The organism is Streptomyces sp. NPDC050528 (genome assembly GCF_044457795.1).
Lineage (GTDB): Bacteria > Actinomycetota > Actinomycetes > Streptomycetales > Streptomycetaceae > Streptomyces.
In genome coordinates this window covers 323,135-345,911 of sequence record NZ_JBITHH010000012.1, presented here as the reverse complement: position 1 = coordinate 345,911, position 22,777 = coordinate 323,135, and the positions used below count along the sequence as shown (strand labels likewise).

23 protein-coding genes are annotated in these 22,777 nt (G+C 70.7%); 12 read left to right on the top strand and 11 right to left on the bottom strand.

The window, feature by feature from the left end:
* Positions 1–15 precede the first annotated feature (15 nt).
* From ACIBK4_RS36860 to ACIBK4_RS36845, 4 genes are all read right to left on the bottom strand, one after another.
* Complete coding sequence (locus ACIBK4_RS36860) at positions 16–2,166, bottom strand: bifunctional serine/threonine-protein kinase/ABC transporter substrate-binding protein (protein WP_399002021.1); 2,151 nt, start codon at positions 2,164–2,166, stop codon at positions 16–18.
* Positions 2,166–3,050 (bottom strand): hypothetical protein, encoded by an 885-nt coding sequence (locus ACIBK4_RS36855; protein ID WP_399002019.1) that lies wholly within the window; start codon positions 3,048–3,050, stop codon positions 2,166–2,168. Before ACIBK4_RS36855 ends, ACIBK4_RS36860 begins: the two co-directional genes overlap by 1 nt.
* Positions 3,051–3,219: 169 nt before the next feature.
* A complete protein-coding gene (locus ACIBK4_RS36850; RefSeq protein WP_399002017.1) occupies positions 3,220–4,086 on the bottom strand; it encodes an RNA polymerase sigma-70 factor in 867 nt (288 codons plus the stop codon).
* Positions 4,083–4,667, bottom strand: coding sequence for a carboxymuconolactone decarboxylase family protein (locus tag ACIBK4_RS36845; RefSeq protein WP_399002015.1), 585 nt, complete (start codon positions 4,665–4,667; stop codon positions 4,083–4,085). Before ACIBK4_RS36845 ends, ACIBK4_RS36850 begins: the two co-directional genes overlap by 4 nt.
* 134 nt (positions 4,668–4,801) lie before the next feature.
* Here ACIBK4_RS36845 and ACIBK4_RS36840 point away from each other — a divergent pair, with 134 nt between their 5' ends.
* The 3 genes from ACIBK4_RS36840 (at position 4,802) to ACIBK4_RS36830 (ending at position 7,177) form a co-directional block, all read left to right on the top strand.
* On the top strand, positions 4,802–5,152 hold the full coding sequence (locus tag ACIBK4_RS36840; protein ID WP_399002013.1) for a DUF6479 family protein: 351 nt from the start codon (positions 4,802–4,804) through the stop codon (positions 5,150–5,152).
* Positions 5,152–6,075, top strand: a complete 924-nt coding sequence (gene ligD / locus ACIBK4_RS36835) for a non-homologous end-joining DNA ligase (protein ID WP_399002011.1) — start codon at positions 5,152–5,154, stop codon at positions 6,073–6,075. Before ACIBK4_RS36840 ends, ligD begins: the two co-directional genes overlap by 1 nt.
* Positions 6,076–6,145: 70 nt before the next feature.
* Complete coding sequence (locus ACIBK4_RS36830) at positions 6,146–7,177, top strand: Ppx/GppA family phosphatase (protein ID WP_399002009.1); 1,032 nt, start codon at positions 6,146–6,148, stop codon at positions 7,175–7,177.
* A 22-nt stretch (positions 7,178–7,199) separates the two neighbouring features.
* On the opposite strand, the gene ACIBK4_RS36825 is transcribed toward ACIBK4_RS36830, so the two are convergent.
* Complete coding sequence (locus ACIBK4_RS36825) at positions 7,200–7,892, bottom strand: ANTAR domain-containing protein (protein WP_399002202.1); 693 nt, start codon at positions 7,890–7,892, stop codon at positions 7,200–7,202.
* Positions 7,893–8,101: 209 nt separating this feature from the next.
* On the opposite strand from ACIBK4_RS36825, the gene ACIBK4_RS36820 reads away from it, so the two are divergent.
* From ACIBK4_RS36820 to ACIBK4_RS36790, 7 genes are all read left to right on the top strand, one after another.
* Complete coding sequence (locus ACIBK4_RS36820) at positions 8,102–8,461, top strand: helix-turn-helix transcriptional regulator (protein ID WP_399002007.1); 360 nt, start codon at positions 8,102–8,104, stop codon at positions 8,459–8,461.
* Positions 8,462–8,736: 275 nt separating this feature from the next.
* On the top strand, positions 8,737–9,531 hold the full coding sequence (locus ACIBK4_RS36815; protein WP_399002005.1) for a SigB/SigF/SigG family RNA polymerase sigma factor: 795 nt from the start codon (positions 8,737–8,739) through the stop codon (positions 9,529–9,531).
* Between the two features lie 415 nt (positions 9,532–9,946).
* Positions 9,947–11,173 carry a PP2C family protein-serine/threonine phosphatase gene (locus tag ACIBK4_RS36810; protein WP_399002003.1) on the top strand — a complete coding sequence of 409 codons (1,227 nt, stop codon included), beginning with the start codon at positions 9,947–9,949 and terminating at the stop codon, positions 11,171–11,173.
* Between the two features lie 85 nt (positions 11,174–11,258).
* Positions 11,259–12,893, top strand: a complete 1,635-nt coding sequence (locus ACIBK4_RS36805) for an ATP-binding protein (RefSeq protein WP_399002001.1) — start codon at positions 11,259–11,261, stop codon at positions 12,891–12,893.
* A complete protein-coding gene (locus ACIBK4_RS36800; protein ID WP_366431850.1) occupies positions 12,890–13,339 on the top strand; it encodes a response regulator in 450 nt (149 codons plus the stop codon). Before ACIBK4_RS36805 ends, ACIBK4_RS36800 begins: the two co-directional genes overlap by 4 nt.
* Before the next feature lie 54 nt (positions 13,340–13,393).
* Positions 13,394–14,020 carry a PAS and ANTAR domain-containing protein gene (locus ACIBK4_RS36795; protein ID WP_399001999.1) on the top strand — a complete coding sequence of 209 codons (627 nt, stop codon included), beginning with the start codon at positions 13,394–13,396 and terminating at the stop codon, positions 14,018–14,020.
* Positions 14,021–14,132: 112 nt separating this feature from the next.
* Positions 14,133–14,621, top strand: a complete 489-nt coding sequence (locus ACIBK4_RS36790) for a MarR family winged helix-turn-helix transcriptional regulator (RefSeq protein WP_399001997.1) — start codon at positions 14,133–14,135, stop codon at positions 14,619–14,621.
* Positions 14,622–14,630: 9 nt separating this feature from the next.
* On the opposite strand, the gene ACIBK4_RS36785 is transcribed toward ACIBK4_RS36790, so the two are convergent.
* Together ACIBK4_RS36785 and ACIBK4_RS36780 are read right to left on the bottom strand one after the other, a co-directional pair.
* Complete coding sequence (locus ACIBK4_RS36785) at positions 14,631–15,824, bottom strand: PP2C family protein-serine/threonine phosphatase (protein ID WP_399001995.1); 1,194 nt, start codon at positions 15,822–15,824, stop codon at positions 14,631–14,633.
* A gap of 65 nt (positions 15,825–15,889) precedes the next feature.
* A complete protein-coding gene (locus tag ACIBK4_RS36780) occupies positions 15,890–17,053 on the bottom strand; it encodes a PP2C family protein-serine/threonine phosphatase (protein WP_399001993.1) in 1,164 nt (387 codons plus the stop codon).
* A 148-nt stretch (positions 17,054–17,201) separates the two neighbouring features.
* Here ACIBK4_RS36780 and ACIBK4_RS36775 point away from each other — a divergent pair, with 148 nt between their 5' ends.
* Positions 17,202–17,687, top strand: coding sequence for a MarR family transcriptional regulator (locus tag ACIBK4_RS36775; RefSeq protein ID WP_033280983.1), 486 nt, complete (start codon positions 17,202–17,204; stop codon positions 17,685–17,687).
* A 220-nt stretch (positions 17,688–17,907) separates the two neighbouring features.
* Here ACIBK4_RS36775 and ACIBK4_RS36770 read toward each other — a convergent pair whose 3' ends face one another.
* The 4 genes from ACIBK4_RS36770 to ACIBK4_RS36755 form a co-directional block, all read right to left on the bottom strand.
* Positions 17,908–18,480 carry a DNA starvation/stationary phase protection protein gene (locus ACIBK4_RS36770; protein ID WP_318022395.1) on the bottom strand — a complete coding sequence of 191 codons (573 nt, stop codon included), beginning with the start codon at positions 18,478–18,480 and terminating at the stop codon, positions 17,908–17,910.
* Positions 18,481–18,577: 97 nt separating this feature from the next.
* Positions 18,578–20,380 (bottom strand): thiamine pyrophosphate-requiring protein, encoded by a 1,803-nt coding sequence (locus tag ACIBK4_RS36765; protein ID WP_399001990.1) that lies wholly within the window; start codon positions 20,378–20,380, stop codon positions 18,578–18,580.
* 134 nt (positions 20,381–20,514) lie between these two features.
* Positions 20,515–20,694: a hypothetical protein gene (locus ACIBK4_RS36760; RefSeq protein ID WP_399001988.1), complete on the bottom strand. Its 180-nt coding sequence runs from the start codon at positions 20,692–20,694 to the stop codon at positions 20,515–20,517.
* Between the two features lie 116 nt (positions 20,695–20,810).
* Positions 20,811–21,638, bottom strand: a complete 828-nt coding sequence (locus ACIBK4_RS36755; RefSeq protein ID WP_366431857.1) for an alpha/beta hydrolase — start codon at positions 21,636–21,638, stop codon at positions 20,811–20,813.
* Between the two features lie 241 nt (positions 21,639–21,879).
* Between ACIBK4_RS36755 and ACIBK4_RS36750 the strand changes: the two genes are divergently transcribed.
* On the top strand, positions 21,880–22,776 hold the full coding sequence (locus ACIBK4_RS36750; protein ID WP_399001986.1) for an alpha/beta fold hydrolase: 897 nt from the start codon (positions 21,880–21,882) through the stop codon (positions 22,774–22,776).
* The last annotated feature ends 1 nt before the right edge of the window (position 22,777 follow it).

The window sequence follows — 22,777 nt, the reverse complement described above, 5'->3', positions numbered from 1 at the left end:
CTCCCGTGCCGTGTGTCAGGACGCGGACAGGCCGACCGGGCCGCTGTACACGAAGCGACCACCCTTGACCTGGTAGTGCTGCACCTGCCGGGTGATGAGCTGATGGTCGGCGTCGAACGCGTACGTGGTGACCAGCCCCTTGAACCGGGCCTTGGCCAGCGCGTCGGCGACCTGCGTGCGCGAGGGGCGCTTCTTGGCGCTCCCGGCGAGCGCGGTGAGCCGGTCGGCCAGCAGACGCGTGAGGTCGTACGCCTCGGCCGCCCAGTCGCCCGGCGCACTGCCGTACCGCTTGCGATAGGCGGTCGCGAACGGTCGTACGGCCGCGGCGGCCGGGTCGATGTACGGGGCCAGGACCTGCCAGCCCTCGCTCGCCGGGCCCGCCGCCGCGACGAACGCGGGGGTGGCCGACGGAATGTCCAGGAAGCGTGGGCCGGTGAAGTTCCGTGCGGCCAGGGCGCGGGCGAGCGGGGCGGCACGTCCGGCGGTGCCGGTGTAGTAGAAGCTGTCGACGCCGTGGGCGAGCATGTCGGCGACGACCGTCGACACGTCGGGCGCGAGGGCGGGGACGACCCGGGCGTACAGGGCCAGACTGCTCGCGCCGGTCGCGCTGTGAACGACGTTGACGGACTCCATGCCGGTGATCCCGCCCGCGCGATCGACGAGCAGCCCCGGACGGCGCGACCCCTGCACGGTCAGCGCGGAGACGGTGGCGAACGCCGAGTACGCGGCCAGCGGAGCGGCCCGGAAGTATCTTCGCGGCTTGGCGAGAAGGGTCGACTGGACGGCGGAGACCGAGAGTTCGGACACCGTCACCAAGGGCAGCCCGGCGCTCTCGTACACCTCCACGGCACTCTGCGCCGAGGCGTAACCGGTGGGGCCGAGCACGGCGAACACAGCGCGGTCCCGGGTGAGTTGACGGGCCACCGCTTGGGCCCGGGTCGGCTCGCCCCGGTCGTCCAGCACCCGCAGGGTGAGCGGGAACGGCTTGTCCTCGCGCGCGTTGAACTGCTCCACGGCCAGCCGTGCGGCCCGCTCCTGCGCCGTCCCCGCCGCCTTCAGCGGGCCGCTCAGATCGGCCTGGACACCGATGGTCCAGGCGCGTCCGGCGGCCGAACTCGCCGGTTTCTTCTCGTCGTTGTTCCGCAGGACCGCCCACAGCGCCACGCCGCCACCGCCCGCGAACAGCGCCGTACCGCCCGCGGCGAGGGCCAACACCCGGCGCCTGCTCGGGCCTCGGGGTTCCGGCTCGCCGGAGATCTCGGTCGGCTCGACACCGGGCAGGGCCAGCATCTCCGCCGACCGGTCGGCGACCATCCGGACCACCGCGTCCGGCAGCCAGCCGATCGAGCCGGCCGGTGCGTCCTCCACCAACTCAGCGTCCACCTCGGCGACTTGGGGCCGGTCCTCGGGCTCCTTGGCGAGGCACCGCTCCAGCAGCGCCCGCAGCTCGACGTCCTCGACCCCGTCCAGATCCGGCGTGTCGTGCACGGTCCGGTACAACAGCGCGTCCGCCGCGCCGCTCCCGAACGGCAGCCGCCCGGTCGCCGTGTACGCCAGCACACAGCCCAGCGAGAACACATCGCTCGCCGGACCCACCGGCAGTGCCCGCGCCTGCTCCGGCGAGAGGAACCCGGGGGTGCCCACGACCATGCTGTCCGAGGTCAGCTCCGTCTCCTCGGCCGCCGTGGGCCGGGCGATCCCGAAGTCGATCAGCCGGGGCCCGTCCAGCGCGAGCAGCACATTGCCCGGTTTGACGTCCCGGTGCACAAGTCCCGCCCGGTGCACGGCGTCCAGCGCCCGCGCCAACACCTTGCCCAGCACCCGCACCACCCGCGCGGGCAACGGCCCGCACTCCGCCACCGCCTCGGCCAGCGACGGGCCCGGCACGAACGCGGTCGCCAGCCAGGGCGCCGGTCCCTCCGTGTCCGCGCCCAGCACCGGCACCACCCACGGGCTTTCCACCCCGCGCGCGGACTCCGCCTCCCGCCGGAACCGCGCCCGGAATTCCGCCTGTTGGGCGAACTCGGGCTGGATCACCTTCACCGCGGCGAGCTCCCCGCCCGCACCGCGCGCCAGGTAGACCACCCCCATGCCGCCCGCGCCCAGCCGCCCCAACAGCCGGTATCCGCCGAGCCGCGACGGATCGGAGGGAAGCAACCGCTCCATCACGAACCGCCCTTCGTGCCCGACGCGGAGGCGGTCGCCCCGCTGGACCCGGTCCCGGAAGTGCCGCCGATCTCCTGCTGCACCCGCAGCAGCATCCTCGGAAGCACCTCCGCCACAAGGGAGTTGAGCTCCTGCTCGCTCCGGCCGCGCCCGCCGCACACGGATGTACCGGCCACCACCGAACCCAGCACGGCCTGTTGCCACCAGTACGGGTACGGTCTGCCACGCGTGTCGCTGACGCACTGCCCGGTCTCCAGCAGCAGATCGTCGCCGCTGGTGTTGCCGCCCTCGCCCCGGGCGAACGACAACGACTGCAGCCCCGTGAGGCGTTCACCCGGCCGCTGGGTCTGCTGCGTGCAGTCGAGGTCCTCCTCCAGCATCCTGGCCTGTTCCCACGACGCGTCCAACGCCGTGCGGTGCACGGTGACCGTGGCCGACAGCCGCACCGCTCCCTTCGCACCGGACGCGGGCACCTCGAAGTGCCGGGTCAGCGTGGCCAGCGCGTCGGCCGGTAACGGGCGCAGCCGCCACAGACAGTCGTCGCCCAGCACCGCCCACTGCGCCGGGTCACTCTCGTACGGTGTCGCCCGGACCACCCCCGTCCCGAACAACTCCGGGCCAGAGATGACCCGTTGGATCAGCGACCGAGCCTGCGTCGTCGTCTTCGGTTCCTTGCCCGCATTCGTCTCGGGGGTCGCCGATGCCGACGGCTGCGAGTCGGTCGTAGCGCTCCGAGCCGTCCCGGACGACGTCGTCGGCGGCGACGCGGAACCGCCACCACCCCCCGTGCACCCCAGCACCAGGGCCCCGCAGGCCGCCACCACCGCGCTGACACGCAGTGCTCTCGCATACGCCACGACGTCGCCCCCTCTACGGCCTGCCATGCGGCCACCCCATGCCCATAGCGATGCGCTCGGGCACGGGACGGTTCCCCGGCTTCCGCTTCGATTTCCGGCGCCGCACAGGATGCGCACAGTCGAGACGATCGTAGAGGTGATCGCTTCAACTTCCGCTGCACATACGGAAGTTAGAGGAGTCGGTACGGCGATGGACTCACCTGGCCAGCTCCGCGGGCTCGTCCAAGCGCGTCAACTTCCGGGGATTGCGCACCACATGGATCAGGGTGACCCGGCCGTCCTCCACGACGATACTCACCGCGGACGGTTCGCCGTCGATCTCGATCCGGCCCGCCGGTTCGCCGTTGAGCCACACGGGCGTGGTGTCGAACGCGGCCACCAGCGTGTGCGCGCGGGCGAGGATCGGCGCCACCAGCTCGACGCCGTGGATGGGGGCGAGTGCGGCGGGGACCACTCCGCCGCCGTCGGTCACGAGCACCACGTCCGGTGCCATCACCTCCATCAGGTCCTGCAACTGACCGGTGCGCAGGGCGCTCAAGAACCGTTCCACCACGGCCTGTTGCTCCGAGCGGCTCACCCGTACCCGCGGCCGCCGGGCCGCCACATGTTCCCGGGCCCGTCGCGCGACCTGCCGTACCGTGGCCCCGGACTTCCCGATCGCCTCGGCGATCTCCCCGTACGGCAGCTCGAAGACCTCGCGCAGCACGAACACCGCCCGCTCGGTGGGCCCGAGCGTCTCCAGCACGGTCAGCATCGCGATCGAGACGCTCTCCGCGAGCTCGACGTCCTCGGCGACATCAGGACTGGTCAGCAGTGGCTCCGGCAGCCATTCGCCGACGTACTCCTCACGGCGGCGCGACACCGTGCGCAGCCGGTTGAGCGCCTGCCGGGTGACGAGCCGGACGAGGTAGGACCGCGGGTCCCGCACCTGTGACCGGTCGACGTCGGCCCACCGCAGCCAGGACTCCTGGAGCACGTCCTCCGCGTCGGCCGCCGACCCGAGCATCTCGTAGGCGACCGTGAACAGGAGGCTGCGGTGGACGACGAAGGGGTCCTGGGTCATGCCGTCGACGCTACGTCGGCGCCGGCGTTGCCCGCCCGCGAGGCCAGCGGAATCCCGCACGCGTCCGAGTAGCCCTGCGAGGTGATCCCGTGCGCGGTGTTGCAGCGGGCCGCGAAGTTGGCGAAGCCGATGAACACGGTGAGTTCGACGAGGGCGGCCGGGCCGAGGCGGTCGAGGAGGCTCTTGGACAGCTCGTCGGTGACGGTCGGTGGTGTGTTGGTCATGGCCTCCGCGTACGCGAGCACGTCCCGCTCCAGCGGGGTGAACACCTCCGACTGCCGCCAGCGCGGCACCTGGCTCGCCTTGGCCAGGTCCAGGTTCTGGTTCAGGGCCTGGAAGTAGTTGACGTCGAGGCACCAGCCGCAGCCGACCTGGGCGGCGACGGCCATGTGCGCGAACGTCTTGAGCCCCGCGTCGGCCGCGTCCCATGTGCCCACCTTGGCCGCGAACTCCTGGTTGGCGGCGGCGAGTTGGGGCTGGTTCCACAGCACTTCGACGGGCTCGGGCACGGCCCCGAGCTGCTTGATCATGGTCTCGCGGAGCTCGGCGGGAAGCTCGGCCCTCGGAACGCGAAGCGTCACGGTGTCCTCCTTGTACGTGTGCCTGGTCGGCGGTTCGACATGAAGACACCGGCCGGCCCGGGGATGTGACACCGGGGCCGGGCACTGCGTGCGGGAGTCCGATTGGTCACCCCGCGCGGGGGTACCCGGCCGACATGATGATCGCCCAGAAAGAACACGTAGAGCTTGCCGCGTCCGGTGCCGCCATGGGCATGGTGGTGGCCGCGGCGGGTGGTCTCGTCATCGTCGCGCTGCTCGTGTGGGCCGTCCGGCTGGGTATCAATGTCCGGCAGCGGGAATCGGCGCCGCCGCGGCCCGACGAGCAGCCCCGGCTGCCGGAGTCCGGCGCCGTCGGGGAGGTCCGGGAGCAGCGGGAGTCGGACGAGGTGCCGCGCACCGGCGACGGTGGCGAGCGGTTGCGGCCGCACGACCTCCACGGCTCCGGAAGCAGGCGCAGCGACAACCAGGAGCGTCCGCGCTGGGACACGGGGTCCGGCGGTTCCTGATGGCCGGGACACAGGCCGTGCGGGCCGGTCGGCGCAGCCTCGACGTCCATCGGCCCGACAAGGTGCTGTTCCCCGCCGACGGGAACGCCAAGGAGTACACGAAGGGCGACCTCGTCGCCTACTACGCGGCCGTCGCCCCCTCCATGCTGCCGCACCTGCGCGGACGCCCGTTGATGCTCGAACGGCACCCGGACGGCATCGACGGCCCCCGGTTCATGCAGAAGAACGTCCCTGAGCACTATCCGGACTGGATCAAACGCGTCGAGGTGGCCAAGGAGGGCGGCACGGTCACGCACCTCGTGTGCGACGACACCGCCACCCTCGTGTACCTCGCCGATCAGGCCTGCCTCACCCCGCACCGCTGGCTGTCCCGCGCCGACCGGCCGCACCGGCCCGACCGCCTGGTCTTCGACCTCGACCCGTCGACCGGGGACGACTTCGCCGCCGTACGCCAAGCCGCCCTGCTGCTGCGGGAGTTGCTCGACGAACTGCGGCTGCCGTCCGCGCCGATGACCACCGGCTCGCGCGGACTGCACCTGGTCGTGCCGCTCGACGGACAGCAGGACTTCGACGCGGTCCGCGCCTTCGCCAAGGACGTCGCCGACCATCTCGCCGAGGCGCACCCCGATCGACTCACCACGGCCGCACGGAAGAAGGACCGCGGGGAGCGTCTCTACCTCGACGTCCAGCGCAACGGCTACGCGCAGACCGCCGTCGCCCCCTACGCCGTCCGTGCCCTGCCCGGTGCCCCGGTCGCCGTCCCCGTCAGCTGGGACCAACTCGACGACCCGGATCTCGACGCGCGCCGCTGGACCATGGCCGACGCCGTGCACCAGGCCGGCACCAACCCCTGGGCGGGACTGGCGAGTCGGGGACGTTCGCTCACTCCGCCCGGTCGACGGCTCGACGCCCTGCGCGGCTGAGTGACCAACGCCTCGAAACGAAGATCAACCTGGACGACTGAGGGATCGGCCTCTGGGTACTCACCGGTTCATGCGAATGAGCGTGGTGGACGTGGGATCGAACACGGTACGGCTCGTGGTGGCGGACTTGCAGGACGGCGTACCCCTGCCCGTGCACACGGCCAAGTGGAAGCTACGGCTCTCCGAGCGCGTCGGGCAACCGTACGGTGAGATCCCCGAGGACTCCGTACGCCACCTCGTGAAGGCGGTGTCGGCCGCCGCCGAGACCGCCCGGAGCTGGGGCGCGGCGGGGCCGCTCGCCTTCGCCACAGCGGTGGTCCGCGGCGCGCCGAACCGGCACGACGTCCTCCGCGCGGTGCGCACCGAGACCGGCGTACGACTGTGCACGCTGCCGGGAGAGGTCGAGGGCGAGCTGACGTTCCTCGGCGCCCGGCGCTGGATGGGCTGGCGTGCCGGACCGCTCGCCCTGTTCGACATCGGCGGCGGATCCTTCGAAGTCGCCTTCGGGCGCGGCCGGCTGCCCGACTTCGTCGCCTCCCTGCCACTCGGCGCGGGCCGGCTGACCCGGGACTTCCTCTCCGGCCAGGACCCGCCGCCCGAGCACGCGGTGAAGGCGCTGCGGCGCGAGGTACGGCACCAACTGCGGGACGTGGCCGCCCGGATCCGCTGGGAAGGGCCGCGCACCACCGTCGTGACGTCCCGCACCTTCCAGCAGCTGGCCCGGCTCTGCGGCGCCGCCCCCGGACGTCAAGGTCCCTTTGTGGAACGGCGGTTGGCGCGGGCGGACCTGCGCGTGGGCCTCGACCGGCTGGCCGGTCTCCCCGCCCCCGACCGGGCCCTGCTCCCCGGTGTCTCGGCACCGCGCTCCGCGCAGAGCCTGGCCGGAGCCGTCGTCGGACACACGGCCATGAAGCTCACCGGCATCAAGACCGTCACCGTCTGCCCCTGGGGCATCCGTGAAGGAGTGCTGCTGCGCTACATCGAGGACGGCGGGTCCTGGTGGACGGAGATGACGCGGCGCAGCGACGACCAGGAGACCGCGGGGGCCGTGGCCCCCCTCCGCATCGCGCCGGTGCCGGAGCAGACGCCCGTCGGCGGCTAGTGGAGGTCCGTGCCGCACCGGCCTACGCCGGGCGGCGGATCTCGGCGACCGCCGTCGAGATCCGCTGTTGCAGGGGCTCGGGCAGGGGCGCTCCGTTGACCGAGCCGACGAGGTCCTCGGCCAGTTGATGGAGTTTGGTGTTCGTGTGCTGGGAGACGTCGACCAGAACGCTCCAGGCGTCCTCGGGGCTGAGGCTGAAGGAGGCCATCAGGACTCCGCGGGCCAGGTCGATGACCGGCCGGGTCAGCATCGCGCGCTTGAGCTGCACGACTTCGACGCGCAGCTCCTCGGCCTCGTCGGACACGCCGTTCTCCTCCATCAGGTCGTGCGTCGTGGGGGACGGTTCGTGCCAGGCGTTGACCACCCCGTCGGCGGGCGCGGACTCCGGCACGGGACAAAACAGTGACGACGTGTCGGTGAGCGCGAACAGCCGCTCGACCTCGGCGCTGACGGCCCGGACGCCGACGGTCTTGCCGTCCGCCAGGGCCAGCCGGCGGACGGACAGCAGGACGTTGAGCCCGGCGCAGTCACAGAAACCGACTCCGGCCAGGTCGAGGTCCAGCCCTCCCGGCGACCGGGCGAGTGCCTGCCGCAGGGCGTGCCGCACCGTCTGTTCCGTGTCGATGTCGATCTCCCCGGAGACCACGACGACCGTCCGGACACCGGCCGGCCGCGTCACGATCTTCAAGGAGGCGGAAACCGACAAGGGTTCCACTGCAGGGACGGGTGACACGGCACAGATCGTCCGGACCCCGCTCCTGAGAGGAGCGCTACGTTCGTGTTCTTGCATGGCAGCCGCTCCCGAGGCATCCACCCTGTTTTCTGCCCGGTCAAGTCTTGCCCGCCGCATTTAGTGCGTCAAGATATACACGAAATTTGTTTCGTGTCTCGGGATACGTGAATGCCGGGCCCTATGCTGGGGGCATGGACGGAGTAGCCGAGACGCACACAGGATGGACGTTCCTCACCAGCCACGCCCGAGTGCTGGCCGCGATCGCCGAGGACCACCGCACCCGTATCCGTGACATCGCCCTGCGGTGCAGGCTCACCGAGAGAGCGGTTCAGAAGATCATTTCCGATCTGGAGCAGGACGGCTATCTCACGCACACACGGGAGGGCCGGACCAACGCGTACCGCATCCAGCCGGGAACCATCCTCCGGCATCCGGCCGAGGCCGGGATGACCGTCGAGGCGCTGTTGTCCACCCTTGCCCAGCACGACGACCGGCGCGAGCACTCGTCCACGGCGCCGGGCGACGGGCGGGACTCCGAACCCGCCGAGTGACCCGCCCGGGTGCGGTGAGGGGCCGACGCGTCCCCTTGCCCGCTCGTCTGATTCATCACCTTTCGTCACGCTCTGACGGCCGGGAGTCATTGTCTTCGGACAATTGTTTCAGGGCTCTTGGCGCGGGAAGGCGCAGGGTGAGTGCTTCGGACAGGAGGCACGTCCGTGGGAGACGGCGTATGCCGGATTACGGGTGTGTTCTGCCTGCTCGGTCCGTGCCCGCTCCCATGGGGACCGTCCTTCGACAACCCCTTGAGGGAGTTGTGAGCACCGCCATGGACACAGTCACCACCCGGAAGCGCCACCCGCACGACGATGCCCCGCGCACCGCCGCCGCCTTCTCTCGCCTCTCGCACCTGCCCGCCGGGCCGGAGCGGGCCGCCCTGCGCGACGAACTCGTCCGCGTCTGGCTCCCCATGTCCGAGCGCATCGCCGGCCGCTATCGGGGAAAGGGCGAGCCCTACGAGGATCTGCGTCAGGTCGCGGCCCTGGGCCTCGTCAAGGCCGTCGACGGCTACGACCCCGAGCGCGGCCACGCCTTCGAGAGCTACGCCGTCCCGACCGTCACCGGTGAGATCAAGCGGCACTTCCGCGACCACATGTGGGCCCTGCACGTGCCCCGGCGCATCCAGGAACTCCGCAACAGGGTGCGCGTCGCCCTGCGGGACCTGTCCGCGACGGGGTCGGACCGGCGCCCGAGCGTCGCCGAGATCGCCGAGTACGCGCAGCTGAGCGAGGAGGACGTGCAGGCCGGTCTGGAGGCGCTGGACAGCTTCACCGCGCTGTCGCTGGACGCCGAGACGCCGGGGGAGGACTCCGGTATGACGCTCGTCGGTCTGCTGGGGGAGTGGGACGCCGGATTCGACCTGGTCGTCGACCGCGAGGCGGTCAAGCCCGCCCTGCGGACGCTCTCTGATCGCGAGCGCACCATCCTGTACCTCCGTTTCTTCCGGGGGATGACCCAGAGCCGCATAGCCGAACAGCTCGGCGTCTCCCAGATGCACATCTCCCGGCTGATCACCCACTCCTGCGCCACGGTGCGCGAACGCGTCCTGGCCGACGCCGCCTAGCCCTGTTGGGAAGGGGAGGCCGGCCGCCCCGCGATGTCGCTCCTGGGGCGGCCGGTGGCGGGCTCACTGCCGAACCCTCCCGGGAGCGGTTGGGCAGCTTGTCGCCCTCTTCGGACTACCGGGCTGGGGCCGGTTCAAACAACAACCGGCCCACTGGGTGACCCGTCGCACGGATCGGCGGCCGCTCCCCGCCCGCTGTGTTCACGCGGTCACAGGGTGGTGAGAATGAGGGTTCCTCGCCGTCCTCCAGGCGACCGTCGTACCCTCAACAGCGCGGAACGCAGGGCGTGTTGGGCAGTTCCGGCCGTAGTCGGGTCGGGTGCGTACGGGACGTCCCGGCGGACCGGTATGCTCTCGACTGTTGTCTGACGGCAACTATGGTCGCGGGACATCGTGCGGTGGGGAGGGCAGGTCGATGGTGGTGCCACAGCCGCGGGCCGACGACCTGCTGTCGGTGGGGAGCGAAGGGATCGGCCCGGAAGCCTGGGTGTCCTGGGAGCCCGCCGTCCTGCTGGTCGAGGACGACGCCGGTGACGCGCTGCTGGTGGAGGAACTGGTCGCCGACAGCGCGCTGAAGATACGGCTGCAATGGGTGCGGTCGATGGCCGAGGCCGCCGAGGCGCTCGCGGCCGATGTGCCGGACTGTGTGCTGCTCGACCTGCATCTGCCGGACGCGCAGGGCCTTGAGGCACTGTCCAGGGTCCGGGCGAATGCCGAGCGGGCGGCTGTCGTCGTCCTCACCGGCCTCGCCGAGGAGGAGACCGGACTGGCCGCCGTCGCCGCCGGCGCGCAGGACTACCTGGTCAAGGGCCGGGTCGAGCCGGGACTGTTCGGACGGGCCGTGCGCTACGCGATCCAGCGCAAACAGGCCGAGCGCGCGGCCGTCGCGCTGCAGGCCAGCCGCATGCAGGCACAGGAGAACGCCCGCCTGGAACGGGGCCTGCTGCCCCGGCCCCTGCTGCGCGGCGAGGGCGTCGAAGCGGTGGCCCGCTACCGCCCCGGCCGCGCGCAGGCGCTGCTCGGCGGCGACTTCTACGACATCGTGCAGAGCGTCGACGGCACCGTCCACGCGGTCGTCGGTGACGTCTCCGGGCACGGGCCCGACGAGGCCGCCCTCGGGGTGGCCCTGCGGATCGCCTGGCGCACGCTGGTCCTCAGCGGGGTCACGGGCGCCGAACAGGTGGCCCGCCTGGAGGAACTCCTGGTCGCCGAGCGCGCCCGCAGCGAGGTCTTCGCCACCCTCGTCAGTCTCGTTGTCGCCCCCGGCGCCCGCACGGCCCGCGTCGTGCGCGCCGGGCACCACGGACTGCTGATGCGGGACGGCGGCCGCGTGGAGTGGGTCGAGGTGCCCGGCGGCCCGGCGCTGGGCGTGGTCCCCGGCCACGCGGACTGGCCGGTCGAGGAACTCGCCGTACCGACGGACGCCTCCGTGGTGCTCTTCACCGACGGCCTCTTCGAGGGGCACGTCGGGCGCGGCTCGGAACGGCTGGGGGAGGACGGGCTGCTCCGGCTCGCACGGGAACGGGCCGGACTGGCACCGGAACCCTTCGTCGACGAACTCATCGCCTGCGCCGAGACCTTGGCCGAGGCACAGGGCGGTCTGGCGGACGACGTGGCCGTGATGCACCTGCACTGGACATGAAGCTCCTGCTCCGGACGTGATTCACTGCGCCGGAAGTGAGCAGGTGGGACGAGAGGGAGTCGGCACGAGACGAACGGTGAGGGACATGACGGGCGGAACAGGGATCGGGCGCCGGCTGACGGTACAGGGGTGGTTCTTCCTGGCGCTGTCGCTCATGGTGCTGCTGGTGGTGATCGGCACCGCGATCGGCGCCAACCTCCTGAGCCAGACCGCCCGGGTCACCGACGATCTGCTGCTGCGGGTCCAGCCCGCCCAGACCGAGGCGTACCGACTCCAGGCCGCCCTGGTCAACCAGGAGACCGGAATCCGCGGCTACGCGATCGCCGCCGACAAGCGGTTCCTCACCCCGTACACCAACGGCAAGCAGGACGAGGCCCGCTCGGCCGCGCGGCTGCGCGCACAACTCCATGACCGGCCCGCACTGCTCGCCGATCTGCGGGCCGTGGAGAGCGGGGCGGCCGCCTGGCGGCAGGACTACGCCGAGCCCCTCGCCGCCGCAGTCACCCCCGGCAGGCCGGGAGCCGTCGACCAGACCACCGTGGACAGCGGCAAGCACGAGTTCGACCACCTGCGCACCCTCTGGGCCAAGCAGAACGCCGACCTCGCGCAGGCCGTGAAGGAGGGCCGCGCCCACCTCGCCCACCAGCGGACGGTGCGCAACTCCGTCCTCAGCGCCATGGTCGCCGCCTTCCTGCTGACCGGCGTCGTCCTCGCCGTCCTCGTGCGCCTCCTGGTGACCCGCCCCCTGGAGGCGCTCAGCAGAGCGACGGAACAGGTCGCGGGCGGCGACTTCGCGCACCACATCACCGGGGACGGCCCGGTCGACCTCACCACGGTGGCCGGAGCCGTCGAGGGCATGCGCAGACGGATCGTCGCCGAACTCGACGCCTCCCGGGGCCAGGAGGAGATCCTCAGCCGACAGGCCGCGGAACTGGACGCCCAGGCCGTCGAACTGCGCCGGTCCAACGCCGAGTTGGAGCAGTTTGCCTACGTCGCCTCGCACGATCTGCAGGAGCCGCTGCGCAAGGTCGCCTCGTTCTGCCAGCTGCTGGAGAAACGGTACGGGGACAAGCTCGACGAACGCGGGCTGCAGTACATCGACTTCGCCGTCGACGGCGCCAAACGCATGCAGGTCCTCATCAACGACCTCCTCACCTTCTCCCGCGTCGGGCGCCTCGACGACACCCGGGAGGAGGTCGGCCTCGGTCCGGCCCTGGACAAGGCGCTCAGGAACCTCGCGACGGCCGTCGAGGAGGCGGACGCCCGGATCGACCGGCCCGAGACCATGCCGGAGATCGTCGGCGACCCGACCCTGCTGACCATGCTCTGGCAGAACCTCGTGGGCAACGCCCTGAAGTTCCGCGCCCCGGACCGCGCCCCGCACGTGACCGTCACCTGCGACCCCGACCCCGAGAACCCCGGCATGTGGCGCCTGTGCGTCACCGACAACGGAATCGGTATCCCCGAGGAGTTCGCCGACAAGGTCTTCGTCATCTTCCAGCGGCTGCACAGCCGCGACGCGTACGGCGGCACGGGCATCGGACTCGCCCTGTGCAAGAAGATCGTCGAACACCACGGCGGCCGTATCTGGATCGAATCCCGCGTCGGCGAGGGCACCAGCTTCTGCTTCACGCTCCCCAACGGCGAGGAGACCGGTGAAGCCACCGGCAGCCCCGATGCCACCGCCGACACCACCACGGACGAGAAGGCCCTGACATGACCCTCCCTGGCGCGACCCCGATCGACGTCCTCCTCGTCGAGGACGACCCCGGCGACGAACTGATGACCCGCGAAGCCTTCGAGGACAACAAGATCGGCAACACCCTCCACGTCGTCCGGGACGGCGAGGAGGCCCTCGACTTCCTCTACAAGCGCGGCGAGCACACCGACGCCCCGCAGCCCGACCTCATCCTCCTGGACCTCAATCTCCCCAAGTACGACGGCCGTCAGGTCCTGGAGAAGATCAAGTCCGACCCGGAACTGGCGCACATTCCCGTCGTCGTCCTGACCACCTCCTCGGCCGAGGAGGACATCCTGCGGAGCTACAAACTGCATGCCAACGCCTATGTCACCAAGCCGGTGGACCTCGACCAGTTCATCGCGGCGGTCCGGCAGATCGACGACTTCTTCGTGCAGGTCGTCCGGCTGCCCCACCGCTTCGGCTGAGGCGCTAGGGTTTTCGTACGAGGTGATGGACCGGGCGTCGAGTTGGTGAGGGCCATGGTGTCGGAGGACGACCGTGCCGACGACGTCACCGGGGTGTTCCTGCATCGGCTGCCGGAGGACACCTGGTGGTGGTCGGACGAGATGTTTCGGCTGCTCGGCTACGAGGCCGACGCCGTCACGCCCACCGCCAAGCTGCTGCGCGGCCACGTCCACAGCGAGGACCAGGCCCGCCTCGACAGCGCCCTGGAACACGGCAGGACCACCGGACTGCCCTTCAGCTGCTACCTCCGCGTGGTAGGCACGCCGGACGAGGAACGCAGCGTCGTCCTGGTCGGCGACGGCCGCACCGGCGACGACGGCGAGGTGGTCGTGCTGCGCGGATTCGCCGTCGACGTGACGACATCGGTACGGCAGGAGGCCCGGCGCACCGCCGACTCCGACATCGAGCGGGCCCGCGTCTCGCAGGAGGACATCGACCTCGCGCGCGGCGTCCTCATGGCCCTCTACGGCATCGACGCGGACGTCGCGATGCGCGTCCTGCGCCGCCACTCCCAGTACGCCAACGTCAAACTCCGCGCACTGGCGCAGTCCGTGCGCGAGGCCGCGCCCACCGCACCCGGCCGCCCCCAGCACGACCTGCACCAGCGGATCTCGTCCGTGCTGTATCCCGACCGCGACTGAGCGGGCGTCGCAGCTCCCGGGAACGGGGCCGCTTGGGGGTGGGAATCTCGGGTAGGCCAACCCCATGAGCGGCGAATCACCACACTGCCGACTTCCCTGAGGTGTCGAGCTCTTGGCAGCGCACGGGGAAGCGGACCGGACATCGATGCGGGCGGACGTCACGGACGCCGTCGCGGGCCGGGTCGCCGATGCCGTGGACGGCCTGGCCGAGCTGTGGACCACGGCGGCGACGGAGGCGTCGGTACGGCTCTCCCCGCATCAACTGCGCGCCCTGCACGCCCTGGAGGCCACACCGGGCGCGAACCTGACCATGCTGGCGGACCGGCTCGACGCCGGGCTGCCCACGGTGAGCAGACTCTGCGACCGGCTGGAGGCGGCCGGGCTGCTGCTCAGGGAGGCCGCGGCGCACAACCGCAGGGAGATACAGCTGTGGCTCACCGCGCACGGCCGTGAGGTGCTCGCCGAGGTGGCCGAGCTCAGGTCCCGGGCGCTGTCCGAGGTCGTACGCGGCATGGAACCGGACGACCGGGCGGCCCTGGAGCAGGGCCTGCGGGCGTTCGTCGCGACGCTCCGCGAGCCGCCGCCCACGGAGGACGGGTGAACCCACGCCTCACGGTGCGTCGGTGCCGCGTCCGTTCCAGTCCAGGCAGACCACGGCCGCGTCGGCGGTCAGTTCCGTGCTGCCGAAGTGCTCGGCCAGGCTCGCCACCACGGAGCGCGCGACTTCCTGTGGGGCCTGCGTCGGTGCCGAGTCCAGGGCCCGGCGCAGGGAGTCCTCGCCGAACAAAGCGCCCTCCGGGGAACGGGCTCCGTGGACGCCGGTGCTCACCGCCACCAGCCGGTCCCCGGGTCGTACGGTGAAGATCTGCTCCTCGTAGGCGGTCTCCTCGAACATGCCGAGGGGGAGCTGGGCCTCCAGTTCGATCTGCGTCACCGTGTCGCCGCGTCGGCGGTAGAGCCGGGGCGAGCCCGCGTCCACGGCCTGGACCGTGCCCGTCGCGAGGTCGAAGCGGAGCAGCAGGGTCGAGGCGTAGACCTTGCCGCCGAACTGGGCGTAGACCGCCTGGTCGGCCAGGCGGGCCTGGTCGGAGAGGCTCACGCCGGCCCGGCGGGCGTTGCGCAGGGCGCCCACCGTGACGCTGGTCAGCAGCGAGGCGTCGATGCCGCGGCCCATGCCGTCGGTGACCGTCACGGTGAGCCGGCTGCCGTCGGTGCTCCAGTCGAAGTTGTCGCCGCCGACGGTGTACGCGGGCTCCAGATGGGCGCCGATCACGAACTCCGGGCGACCGCAGCCGCGCCCCGGAAGAAGCTGCCACTGCATCTCGGCGGCGAGCGTGAGGCGTCGCGTACGGCGGGCCAGGAGGTACAGGTCGGTGTCGCGCTCCGCCGTGGCGATCTCGTGGCCCAGTGCGGTCGCGAACTCGGCGAGCCCGCGCACTCCGGCGGTGTTGGCACCGGCGGCGGGCAGCCGGGCGGCGAGGACGCCGAGCCGGTCGCCGCGCACGGTGACGGGGACGTACACGGTGGCCGTCGCGTCCTCGCCCGGTTCGACGGCGGGCGTCTGCAGGGTGAACGCCCGGCCCGCCGGACCGTCGTAGGCGGACAGCGGTTCGGCGGTGTCCGGCGGCGGGGCGACCGGGCGCAGCACGCGCAGGCCGTAGTCGGCGAGGAGGAGGGTGACGTCACGGGCTCCGGCCCGGTCGCCCAGCAGGCGGCGGGCCGTCTCCACGAGAGCGTTGGGCGGGGCCGATCGCAACTCGCTCTCCATGGACGGGAGCGACTCAGAGGTGCTCACGGTGTTCACCCTTCCGGCTCAGTGTCTTCACACTAGCGCCACGCCGGTGGGTGCGGGTTACGACTGGGCGCACCTCACCGCCCCCGCCAGTCCAGGCACACCACCAAGGCGTCGTCGTCCGGAGTCGGTGTGCCGCGGTGGCCGGTCAGCTCGCGCAGTACGGCTCTCGGCACCTCGGCGGCGGGCAGCAGCCGCGTGTGCTGGATCGCCCGTGCCAGCGCCGCGTCGCCGTAGGCCTCACCCTTCGGCGAGGCGACCGCGTAGACCCCGTCGCTGACGAAGAGGAGCCGGTCCCCGGGCTCGATCAGGAAGTCCTGCTCGATGTAGTCGGTTTCCTCGAACATGCCCAGCGGCAGCTGCGCGTCGAACTCGATCCGCTCCACCACGCCGTCCCGCAGCCGCATCGTCTGCGGCGAGCCGGCGTCCACCACCCGCGCCCGCCCGGTGGTGAGGTCGAAGTCGAACATCAACACCGACATGTGGCTACGGCCCTGGTAGTGGGCGTACACGGCCTGGTCCGCGAGGGCCGCCTGGTCGGCGAGCGGGATGCCCGCCCGGCGCGCGTTGCGCAGGGCGTTGACCGTCAGGTTCGTCAGGAGGGATGCCTCTATGCCCTCGCCCATGCCGTTGGAGGCGTAGAGCGTGAGGTGGTCGGCCGTGGCGGACCAGTCGAAGTTGTCGCCGTGGATCGCGTACGCCGGCTCCAGTTGCGCGCCGAGGTCGAACTCGGAGCGCGAGCACGAGCGGCCGGGCAGCAGCTGCCACTGCATCTCCGCCGCCAGTGTGAGCCGGTCCTTGCGCCGGGCCCGCAGATACAGGTCCGTGTCGCGCTCGGCGACCAGCACCTCGTGGCCCAACACCTCGGCCAGCTCGGTCAGTTCGGGCAGGCATTCGCGTGCGTGGTCGCCGCCGGGCAGTGTCACCGAGAGCACGCCGAGACGGTCCCCGCGCACGCTGATCGGCAGGTGCACGCGCACGCTGCCGTCGCCCAAGTTGCCCTCCACGAAGGCTTCTTGGGCGCCGAAGGCCCGGCCTGCCGGGGTGTTGTGCACGGAGACCGGTGGCAGGGTGTGCGGCAGGTCGGTCACCGGCTGGAGCACGGTCAGGCCGTAGTCGGCCATGAGCAGGTCCACGGAGTCCGCTTCGTACAGCCTGCCCAGTTCGCGGCCGACGACGTCGGGCAGCTCATGGGGGGCCGCCGTGCGCAGGGCGCGCTCGACAGCCAGGAATCTGTTCACGATCGTAGGTATGCCAATCTCTCACCCGAGGCACGCGTCGCCCGCTCTGCGGTGGGCCGTACGGCCCCGGCGACGCGTGTCGTCTCGTCCATCCGTGTCTGTTGCGCGTGCCTAGTAGGCTGGGGCTCGTCCCTGTGCCTGCGAGAGTGTGACTGTGACGTCCTTCCACCCCCGCCCCGAACCCGACGAGGTCGCGCGCGTCACGTCCACGGCCGCGGAACTCCTGGAAGTCCTGTGGGGACGCGCCTCGACGGCGCCCGCGTCCGCCTCCCAGCTGCGGGTCCTGTTCATCCTGGAGCACCACGAGGGCATCAACCTGCGCACCCTCGCCGACCACCTCGCCTCGACACCCCCGTCGACCAGCCGGCTGTGCGACCGTCTGCAGGCCGCCGGATTCGTCGACCGCGAGGTGAGCCCCACGGACCGGCGCGAGGTGCGCCTGTACCTCAGCAGCCTGGGGCGGTCCTTCCTGTCGGACCTGCGGGCCCGGCGCGAGGAGGCGCTCGGGGCGGTGCTGGAGCAGATGCCGGCCGCCGGGCGCAGCGCGCTTCTCACCGGTCTTGAGGCGTTCTGTGCGGTGGCCGCGGCGCAGATACACGACCACGACGACTCGTCCGGCAGCCGTACTGCCTGACCGAGCCGCCCGACAGCCGCCCACGCGGCGGCTGTCTGCTGTTCGTGGCCGGTGCACGGAGTGGCCCCCGCCGACCGGGACATCCCAGATCCTTCCCCCTGCTGTGACAACACCCGCTACTTTCTTGCCTCATGGCCATAGTTGTCAAACGGCAAGTTTCACGGGTGTCGGTGCCGACATGTGGTCGAGCGGGGGAAGTTCGGTGCAGGTTGCGGGCCGGTCAGCCGAGTTCGGCGCCCTTCGCGGCCGCCTCCGACTCGGAGTGCGCGTCACCGGTGGCGAGCGTGCCGCCCGCGCTCTCCAAGTGCGCCCGCACGAACCACTGGAACTGCTCCAGGTCGCGCAGCTGCCCGATCAGCAGGTCCTCGGTCGCGGGATCGATGTCGCCCGCCTCCTTGACCGCGGCCCGGACGTCCTCGATCAGCCCCGTGTAGACGAGGTTGAGCGCGCCGAGGTGGGCGATGGCGTCGGCCCGGCCGATGGAGTAGTCGTCCCAGGTGCGCTCGGCCACCAGCGTGCCCGGCGTGCCCGGCGCGATGCCGCCGAGTGCGGCGATGCGCTCGGCCACGTCGTCGGCCATCTCGCGCACCTGGTCGACCTGCGGGTCGATCATCTCGTGCACGGCGATGAAGTGCGGCCCGACGACGTTCCAGTGCACGTGCTTCAACGTCAGGTGGAGATCGTTCAGCGAGTGGAGCCGCTGCCGCAGCACACCGATCAGCCGGCCCGCGGCCTCGCGCTGGATCCCGGGAACGGTGTACTTCGGGGTCAGGTCCTTGATCTCCTTGGTCATGGTTCACCTCTGGTCATTGGGTGGAGCGTGCGGTTCCTTACCTGCTCACGGGTGCCCCTGTCCGGCGAGCTCAGACATCCCGTCCGTGAGCGATACGTCACGAATGGCCCGAGTGCCGCCCGCCGGGCAGCAGATCCTGGATCTTCGCCTTGAACCCCTGCCTGACCATGGCGGCGCGATCGCTGTCGCCCTTGAGGGCGGAGGACGCGGCGGCCTCGATCTGCTCCAGGGAGGAGTGCGGCGGGATGGGCGGTACGGCGGGGTCGGTCACGAAGTCCAGCACGCACGGCCGGTCGGCCGCGAGCGCGCTCTCCCAAGCGCCGGTCACCTCGTCCGGCTTCTCCACCCGGATGCCGGTCAGCCCCAGGGAGCGCGCGAAGTCGGCGTAGGCGACGTCCGGGATCGACTGCGAGGGCAGAAACTGCGGGGCGCCCTCCATGGCCCGCATCTCCCACGTCACCTGATTCAGATCCCGGTTGTTGAGCACGGCGACGATCAGCCGCGGATCCGCCCATTCCTGCCAGTACTTGGCGACCGTGATCAGCTCGGCCATGCCGTTCATCTGCATCGCCCCGTCCCCGACCAGCGCGATGGCCGGCCGGTCACCGTGCGCGAACTTCGCACCGATGGCATACGGCACCCCGGCACCCATCGTGGCGAGCGTCCCCGACAGCGAGCCGCGCATCGCACCCCTCAACTTCAGGTGCCGGGCATACCAGTTGGCGGCCGAACCGGAGTCGGCGGAGAGGATCACGTTGTCCGGGAGCAGCCCGCCGAGCGCGTGCACGACGTGCTCGGGGTTGACCGGATCGGCCTCGACGGCGGCCCGCCGCTCCATGACCTCCCACCAACGGGCCACGTTGGCCTCGATCTTGATCCGCCACGACGGGTCGTCCATCTGCTCCAGCAACGGCAGCAGCCGGCGCAGCGTCGCGGCGGCGTCACCGACGAGATTCACCTCGAAGGGATAGCGCAGCCCCACCATGTGCGGATCGATGTCGATCTGCACGCCCCGCGCCTTCCCGAACTTCGGCAGGAACTGCGAGTAGGGGAACGACGACCCGATTACCAGCAGCGAGTCGCACTCCCGCATCATCTCGTACGACGGTTTCGTGCCCAACAGCCCGATGGAGCCGGTGACATAGGGCAGGTCGTCGTCCAACGCGTCCTTGCCCAGCAGGGCTTTGGCGACCCCGGCACCGAGCCGGTCGGCGACCGCCGTCACCTCCGCACGGGCACCCCGCGCACCCTGCCCGATCAGGATGGCGGTCTTTCCACCGGAGTTGAGCACATCGGCGGCCCGCCGTAGATCGTCGTCGTCCGGTACCGCCGTGTAGTGCGGCATGCCCAGACTGGACGGCACCATCTTGAAGGCGTGCTCGGGCGGGGTGTAGTCGAGTTCCTGGACGTCCAACGGGATGATCACCGCGGTCACCGAGCGGCGCGCCATGGCGGTGCGCATGGCGCGGTCGATGACGTTCGGCAACTGCTCCGGGACGGTGACCATCTCGCAGAAGTCGGAGGCCACGTCCTTGTAGAGACTCAGCAGATCGACCTCATGCTGGTAACTCCCGCCCATGGCACTGCGGTTGGTCTGCCCGACGATCGCCACGACGGGCACGTGGTCGAGCTTCGCGTCGTAGAGACCGTTGAGGAGATGGATCGCGCCGGGGCCCGAAGTCGCCGCGCAGACACCGACCTTGCCGGAGAACTTGGCGTAACCGACTGCCTCGAACGCGGACATCTCCTCGTGCCGGGCCTGGACGAAGCGGGGGTTGTCGTCCGCGCGGCCCCAGGCGGCGAGCAGTCCGTTGATGCCGTCGCCCGGGTAGGCGAAGACGTGGGTGACGTCCCACTCGCGCAAGCGCTGGAGGAGGTGGTCGGAGACCTTGGTGGCCATGGGCGGGGTCCTTCCGATGGGGGGTGTCCGTCCGGTACGGACCTTCGGGTACCCCGGAAGTCGCCCCCGCGACATGCCGAGGGCCGGAAGCCTCGGCCTCCGGCCCGTTGTCCGGCCCCTGTCCCTCCGACTCGTCAGTCGTCACCTCTGACGATGTTGCCCTCGGTGAGTGTCTGCGGAGGCGGTGTCACGCTGTTGTCGTCGACGGGCGGAATGCAGGTGCGTACGGCCTTTCCACTCCGGCGACGGGCCTTCGCCCAACCGGTCTCGGGCGGCAGATGCAGGTCTTCCTTCTTCGCGGTGCGCGCGGTCACGGCGCTTCAACTTCTCTCTCTGTGTGGAATGTGCGGTCCCTTGAGCCAACCGTTCGGGTCCCCGCCGGGCACGGACTCAAACTCCGCCGGGTGGACCCGTGGCCGGGACCGTGCGATCAACTCCGGGCGAATTCAAGGAGATCGGCGTTGAACCGCTCGGCGAATTTCGGCACCATCGCCAAGCCGTGCGGAGCTCCCGGATAGACCTTGTAGATCGCGTCCTTGACGAGCTTCGACGATTTGTCGCCGGAGGCCACGATGGGAACGATCTGGTCGTCGTCGCCGTGGACGATCAATGTGGGGACGTCGATCTGCTTGAGATCTTCGGTGAGATCGGTCTCGGAGAATGCCTTGACGCAGTCATAAGCGCCCTTGATTCCCACGGTCATGCTCCACAGCCAGAACTCGTCCCGGGTTCCCTGGGTGACGGTCGAGTCGTCGCGGTTGGCGCCGTAGAACGCGGCACTGAGATCTTTGTAGAACTGCGAGCGGTCCGTCTCCACGCCCTTGCGGATGTCGTCGAAGACGTCGATCGGCAGCCCCTCCGGGTTCGCGTCCGTCTTGAGCATGAGCGGCGGTATCGCGCCGAGCAGGACGGCCTTGGCGACCCGGGCGGAGCCGTGCCGGCCGAGGTAGCGGGTGACCTCGCCGCCGCCGGTCGAGTGCCCGACCAGGATCACGTCGTGGAGGTCCAGGGCCTCGATGACCGACGCGAGATCGTCGGCGTACGTGTCGAGGTTGTTGCCGTCCCAGGGCTGGCCGGAACGACCGCCCCCGCGCCGGTCGTGGGCCACGGCCCGGAAGCCGTTGTCGGCCATCACCTTCAGCTGGGGATCCCACGCGTCGGCGGTCAGCGGCCAGCCGTGGGAGAACACGACCGGCTGCCCCGACCCCCAGTCCTTGTAGAAGATCTGCGTGCCGTCCGTGCTGGTGGCGAAGGGCATGGTGTTTTCCTCCCGAAATGATCGGACTGTTTGAGTACGTCATACGGAGAATCAACGGCAAAGGGCCAGCGATGAGAGGCGACCGGAATGAGCACGTCGACCACAACACTCTAGGTGAGGCGAGGCACTTCCGCGTGTCGAGCGAATCCCCGGCCGCTTCCACCGTAACCCGGGAGGCGGGCGAAAAACGTCAGACCGCAGTTCGATCTCTCACGCCCGTGCGATGGCTACCGTTTCGGCCATGCCAGAGCTGAAAGCACGGAACGTCGGCCCGTCCGGAATCGAGATCGCCTACGAACGTTTCGGTGCCCCCGAGGCGTCGCCGGTTCTGCTGATCATGGGAGCGGGCGCCCAGATGATCAATTGGCCGGAGGAATTCTGCCAGGCACTGGTCGACCGGGGCCTGCATGTCATCCGCTTCGACACCCGCGACACCGGCCGCTCGACCCATTTCCCCGACGCACCCGTACCGGACTTTCCGGCGGCCCTGGCCGGTGACCTCTCCACGGCGTCTTACACGCTTTCCGACCTGGCGGCCGACACCGTGGGCCTGCTCGACGTACTCGGACTCACGGGCGTGCACCTCGTCGGCTCCTCGATGGGCGGGATGATCGCCCAGATGACCGCGATCGAGTACCCGGAGCGGGTCCGCTCGCTCACCTCGATGATGTCCACGACCGGTGAGCCCGGCGTCGGCGAGGCGGACTTCTCCGTGTTCGCCGGACTGGGCGCACCGCCGCAGGAGAGGGAGCCCTTCGTCGAGTGGCAGGTGCGCGCCCTGCGGCTCGCCGCGTCCCCGGGCTTCCCGTTCGACGCGACCGCCGCGGCCGAGCGAGCCGGACGCGTCTTCGACCGGGGCTACGACCCCCTCGGCATCCAGCGCCAGGGCCTCGCGGTGGTGGCCACCGGCGACCGTACCGAACGGCTGCGGTCACTGCGGGTGCCCACCCTGGTGGTGCACGGCGCCGACGACATCGTGTGCGACGTCAGCGGCGGTCGCGCCACGGCCGCCGCCGTCCCCGGCGCCGAACTCCTGATCCTGGGCGGAATGGGCCACAGCATTCCACGGGAACTGTGGCCCGAACTCACCGACCGCATCAGCGAGTTCGTCCACCACGTCGAGACCGTGACAGCCTGAC

What these genes read in the sequence shown, in the direction of transcription:
- ACIBK4_RS36805 (WP_399002001.1), top strand. Translation starts at nt 11,259, where the DNA reads ATGACGGGCGGAACAGGGATCGGGCGCCGGCTGACGGTACAGGGGTGG.
- ACIBK4_RS36860 (WP_399002021.1), bottom strand. Translation starts at nt 2,166, where the DNA reads ATGGAGCGGTTGCTTCCCTCCGATCCGTCGCGGCTCGGCGGATACCGG.
- ACIBK4_RS36765 (WP_399001990.1), bottom strand. Translation starts at nt 20,380, where the DNA reads ATGGCCACCAAGGTCTCCGACCACCTCCTCCAGCGCTTGCGCGAGTGG.
- ACIBK4_RS36750 (WP_399001986.1), top strand. Translation starts at nt 21,880, where the DNA reads ATGCCAGAGCTGAAAGCACGGAACGTCGGCCCGTCCGGAATCGAGATC.
- ACIBK4_RS36800 (WP_366431850.1), top strand. Translation starts at nt 12,890, where the DNA reads ATGACCCTCCCTGGCGCGACCCCGATCGACGTCCTCCTCGTCGAGGAC.
- ligD (WP_399002011.1), top strand. Translation starts at nt 5,152, where the DNA reads ATGGCCGGGACACAGGCCGTGCGGGCCGGTCGGCGCAGCCTCGACGTC.
- ACIBK4_RS36770 (WP_318022395.1), bottom strand. Translation starts at nt 18,480, where the DNA reads ATGACCAAGGAGATCAAGGACCTGACCCCGAAGTACACCGTTCCCGGG.
- ACIBK4_RS36810 (WP_399002003.1), top strand. Translation starts at nt 9,947, where the DNA reads ATGGTGGTGCCACAGCCGCGGGCCGACGACCTGCTGTCGGTGGGGAGC.
- ACIBK4_RS36840 (WP_399002013.1), top strand. Translation starts at nt 4,802, where the DNA reads ATGATGATCGCCCAGAAAGAACACGTAGAGCTTGCCGCGTCCGGTGCC.
- ACIBK4_RS36850 (WP_399002017.1), bottom strand. Translation starts at nt 4,086, where the DNA reads ATGACCCAGGACCCCTTCGTCGTCCACCGCAGCCTCCTGTTCACGGTC.
- ACIBK4_RS36855 (WP_399002019.1), bottom strand. Translation starts at nt 3,050, where the DNA reads ATGGCAGGCCGTAGAGGGGGCGACGTCGTGGCGTATGCGAGAGCACTG.
- ACIBK4_RS36830 (WP_399002009.1), top strand. Translation starts at nt 6,146, where the DNA reads ATGCGAATGAGCGTGGTGGACGTGGGATCGAACACGGTACGGCTCGTG.
- ACIBK4_RS36795 (WP_399001999.1), top strand. Translation starts at nt 13,394, where the DNA reads ATGGTGTCGGAGGACGACCGTGCCGACGACGTCACCGGGGTGTTCCTG.
- ACIBK4_RS36820 (WP_399002007.1), top strand. Translation starts at nt 8,102, where the DNA reads ATGGACGGAGTAGCCGAGACGCACACAGGATGGACGTTCCTCACCAGC.
- ACIBK4_RS36755 (WP_366431857.1), bottom strand. Translation starts at nt 21,638, where the DNA reads ATGCCCTTCGCCACCAGCACGGACGGCACGCAGATCTTCTACAAGGAC.
- ACIBK4_RS36815 (WP_399002005.1), top strand. Translation starts at nt 8,737, where the DNA reads ATGGACACAGTCACCACCCGGAAGCGCCACCCGCACGACGATGCCCCG.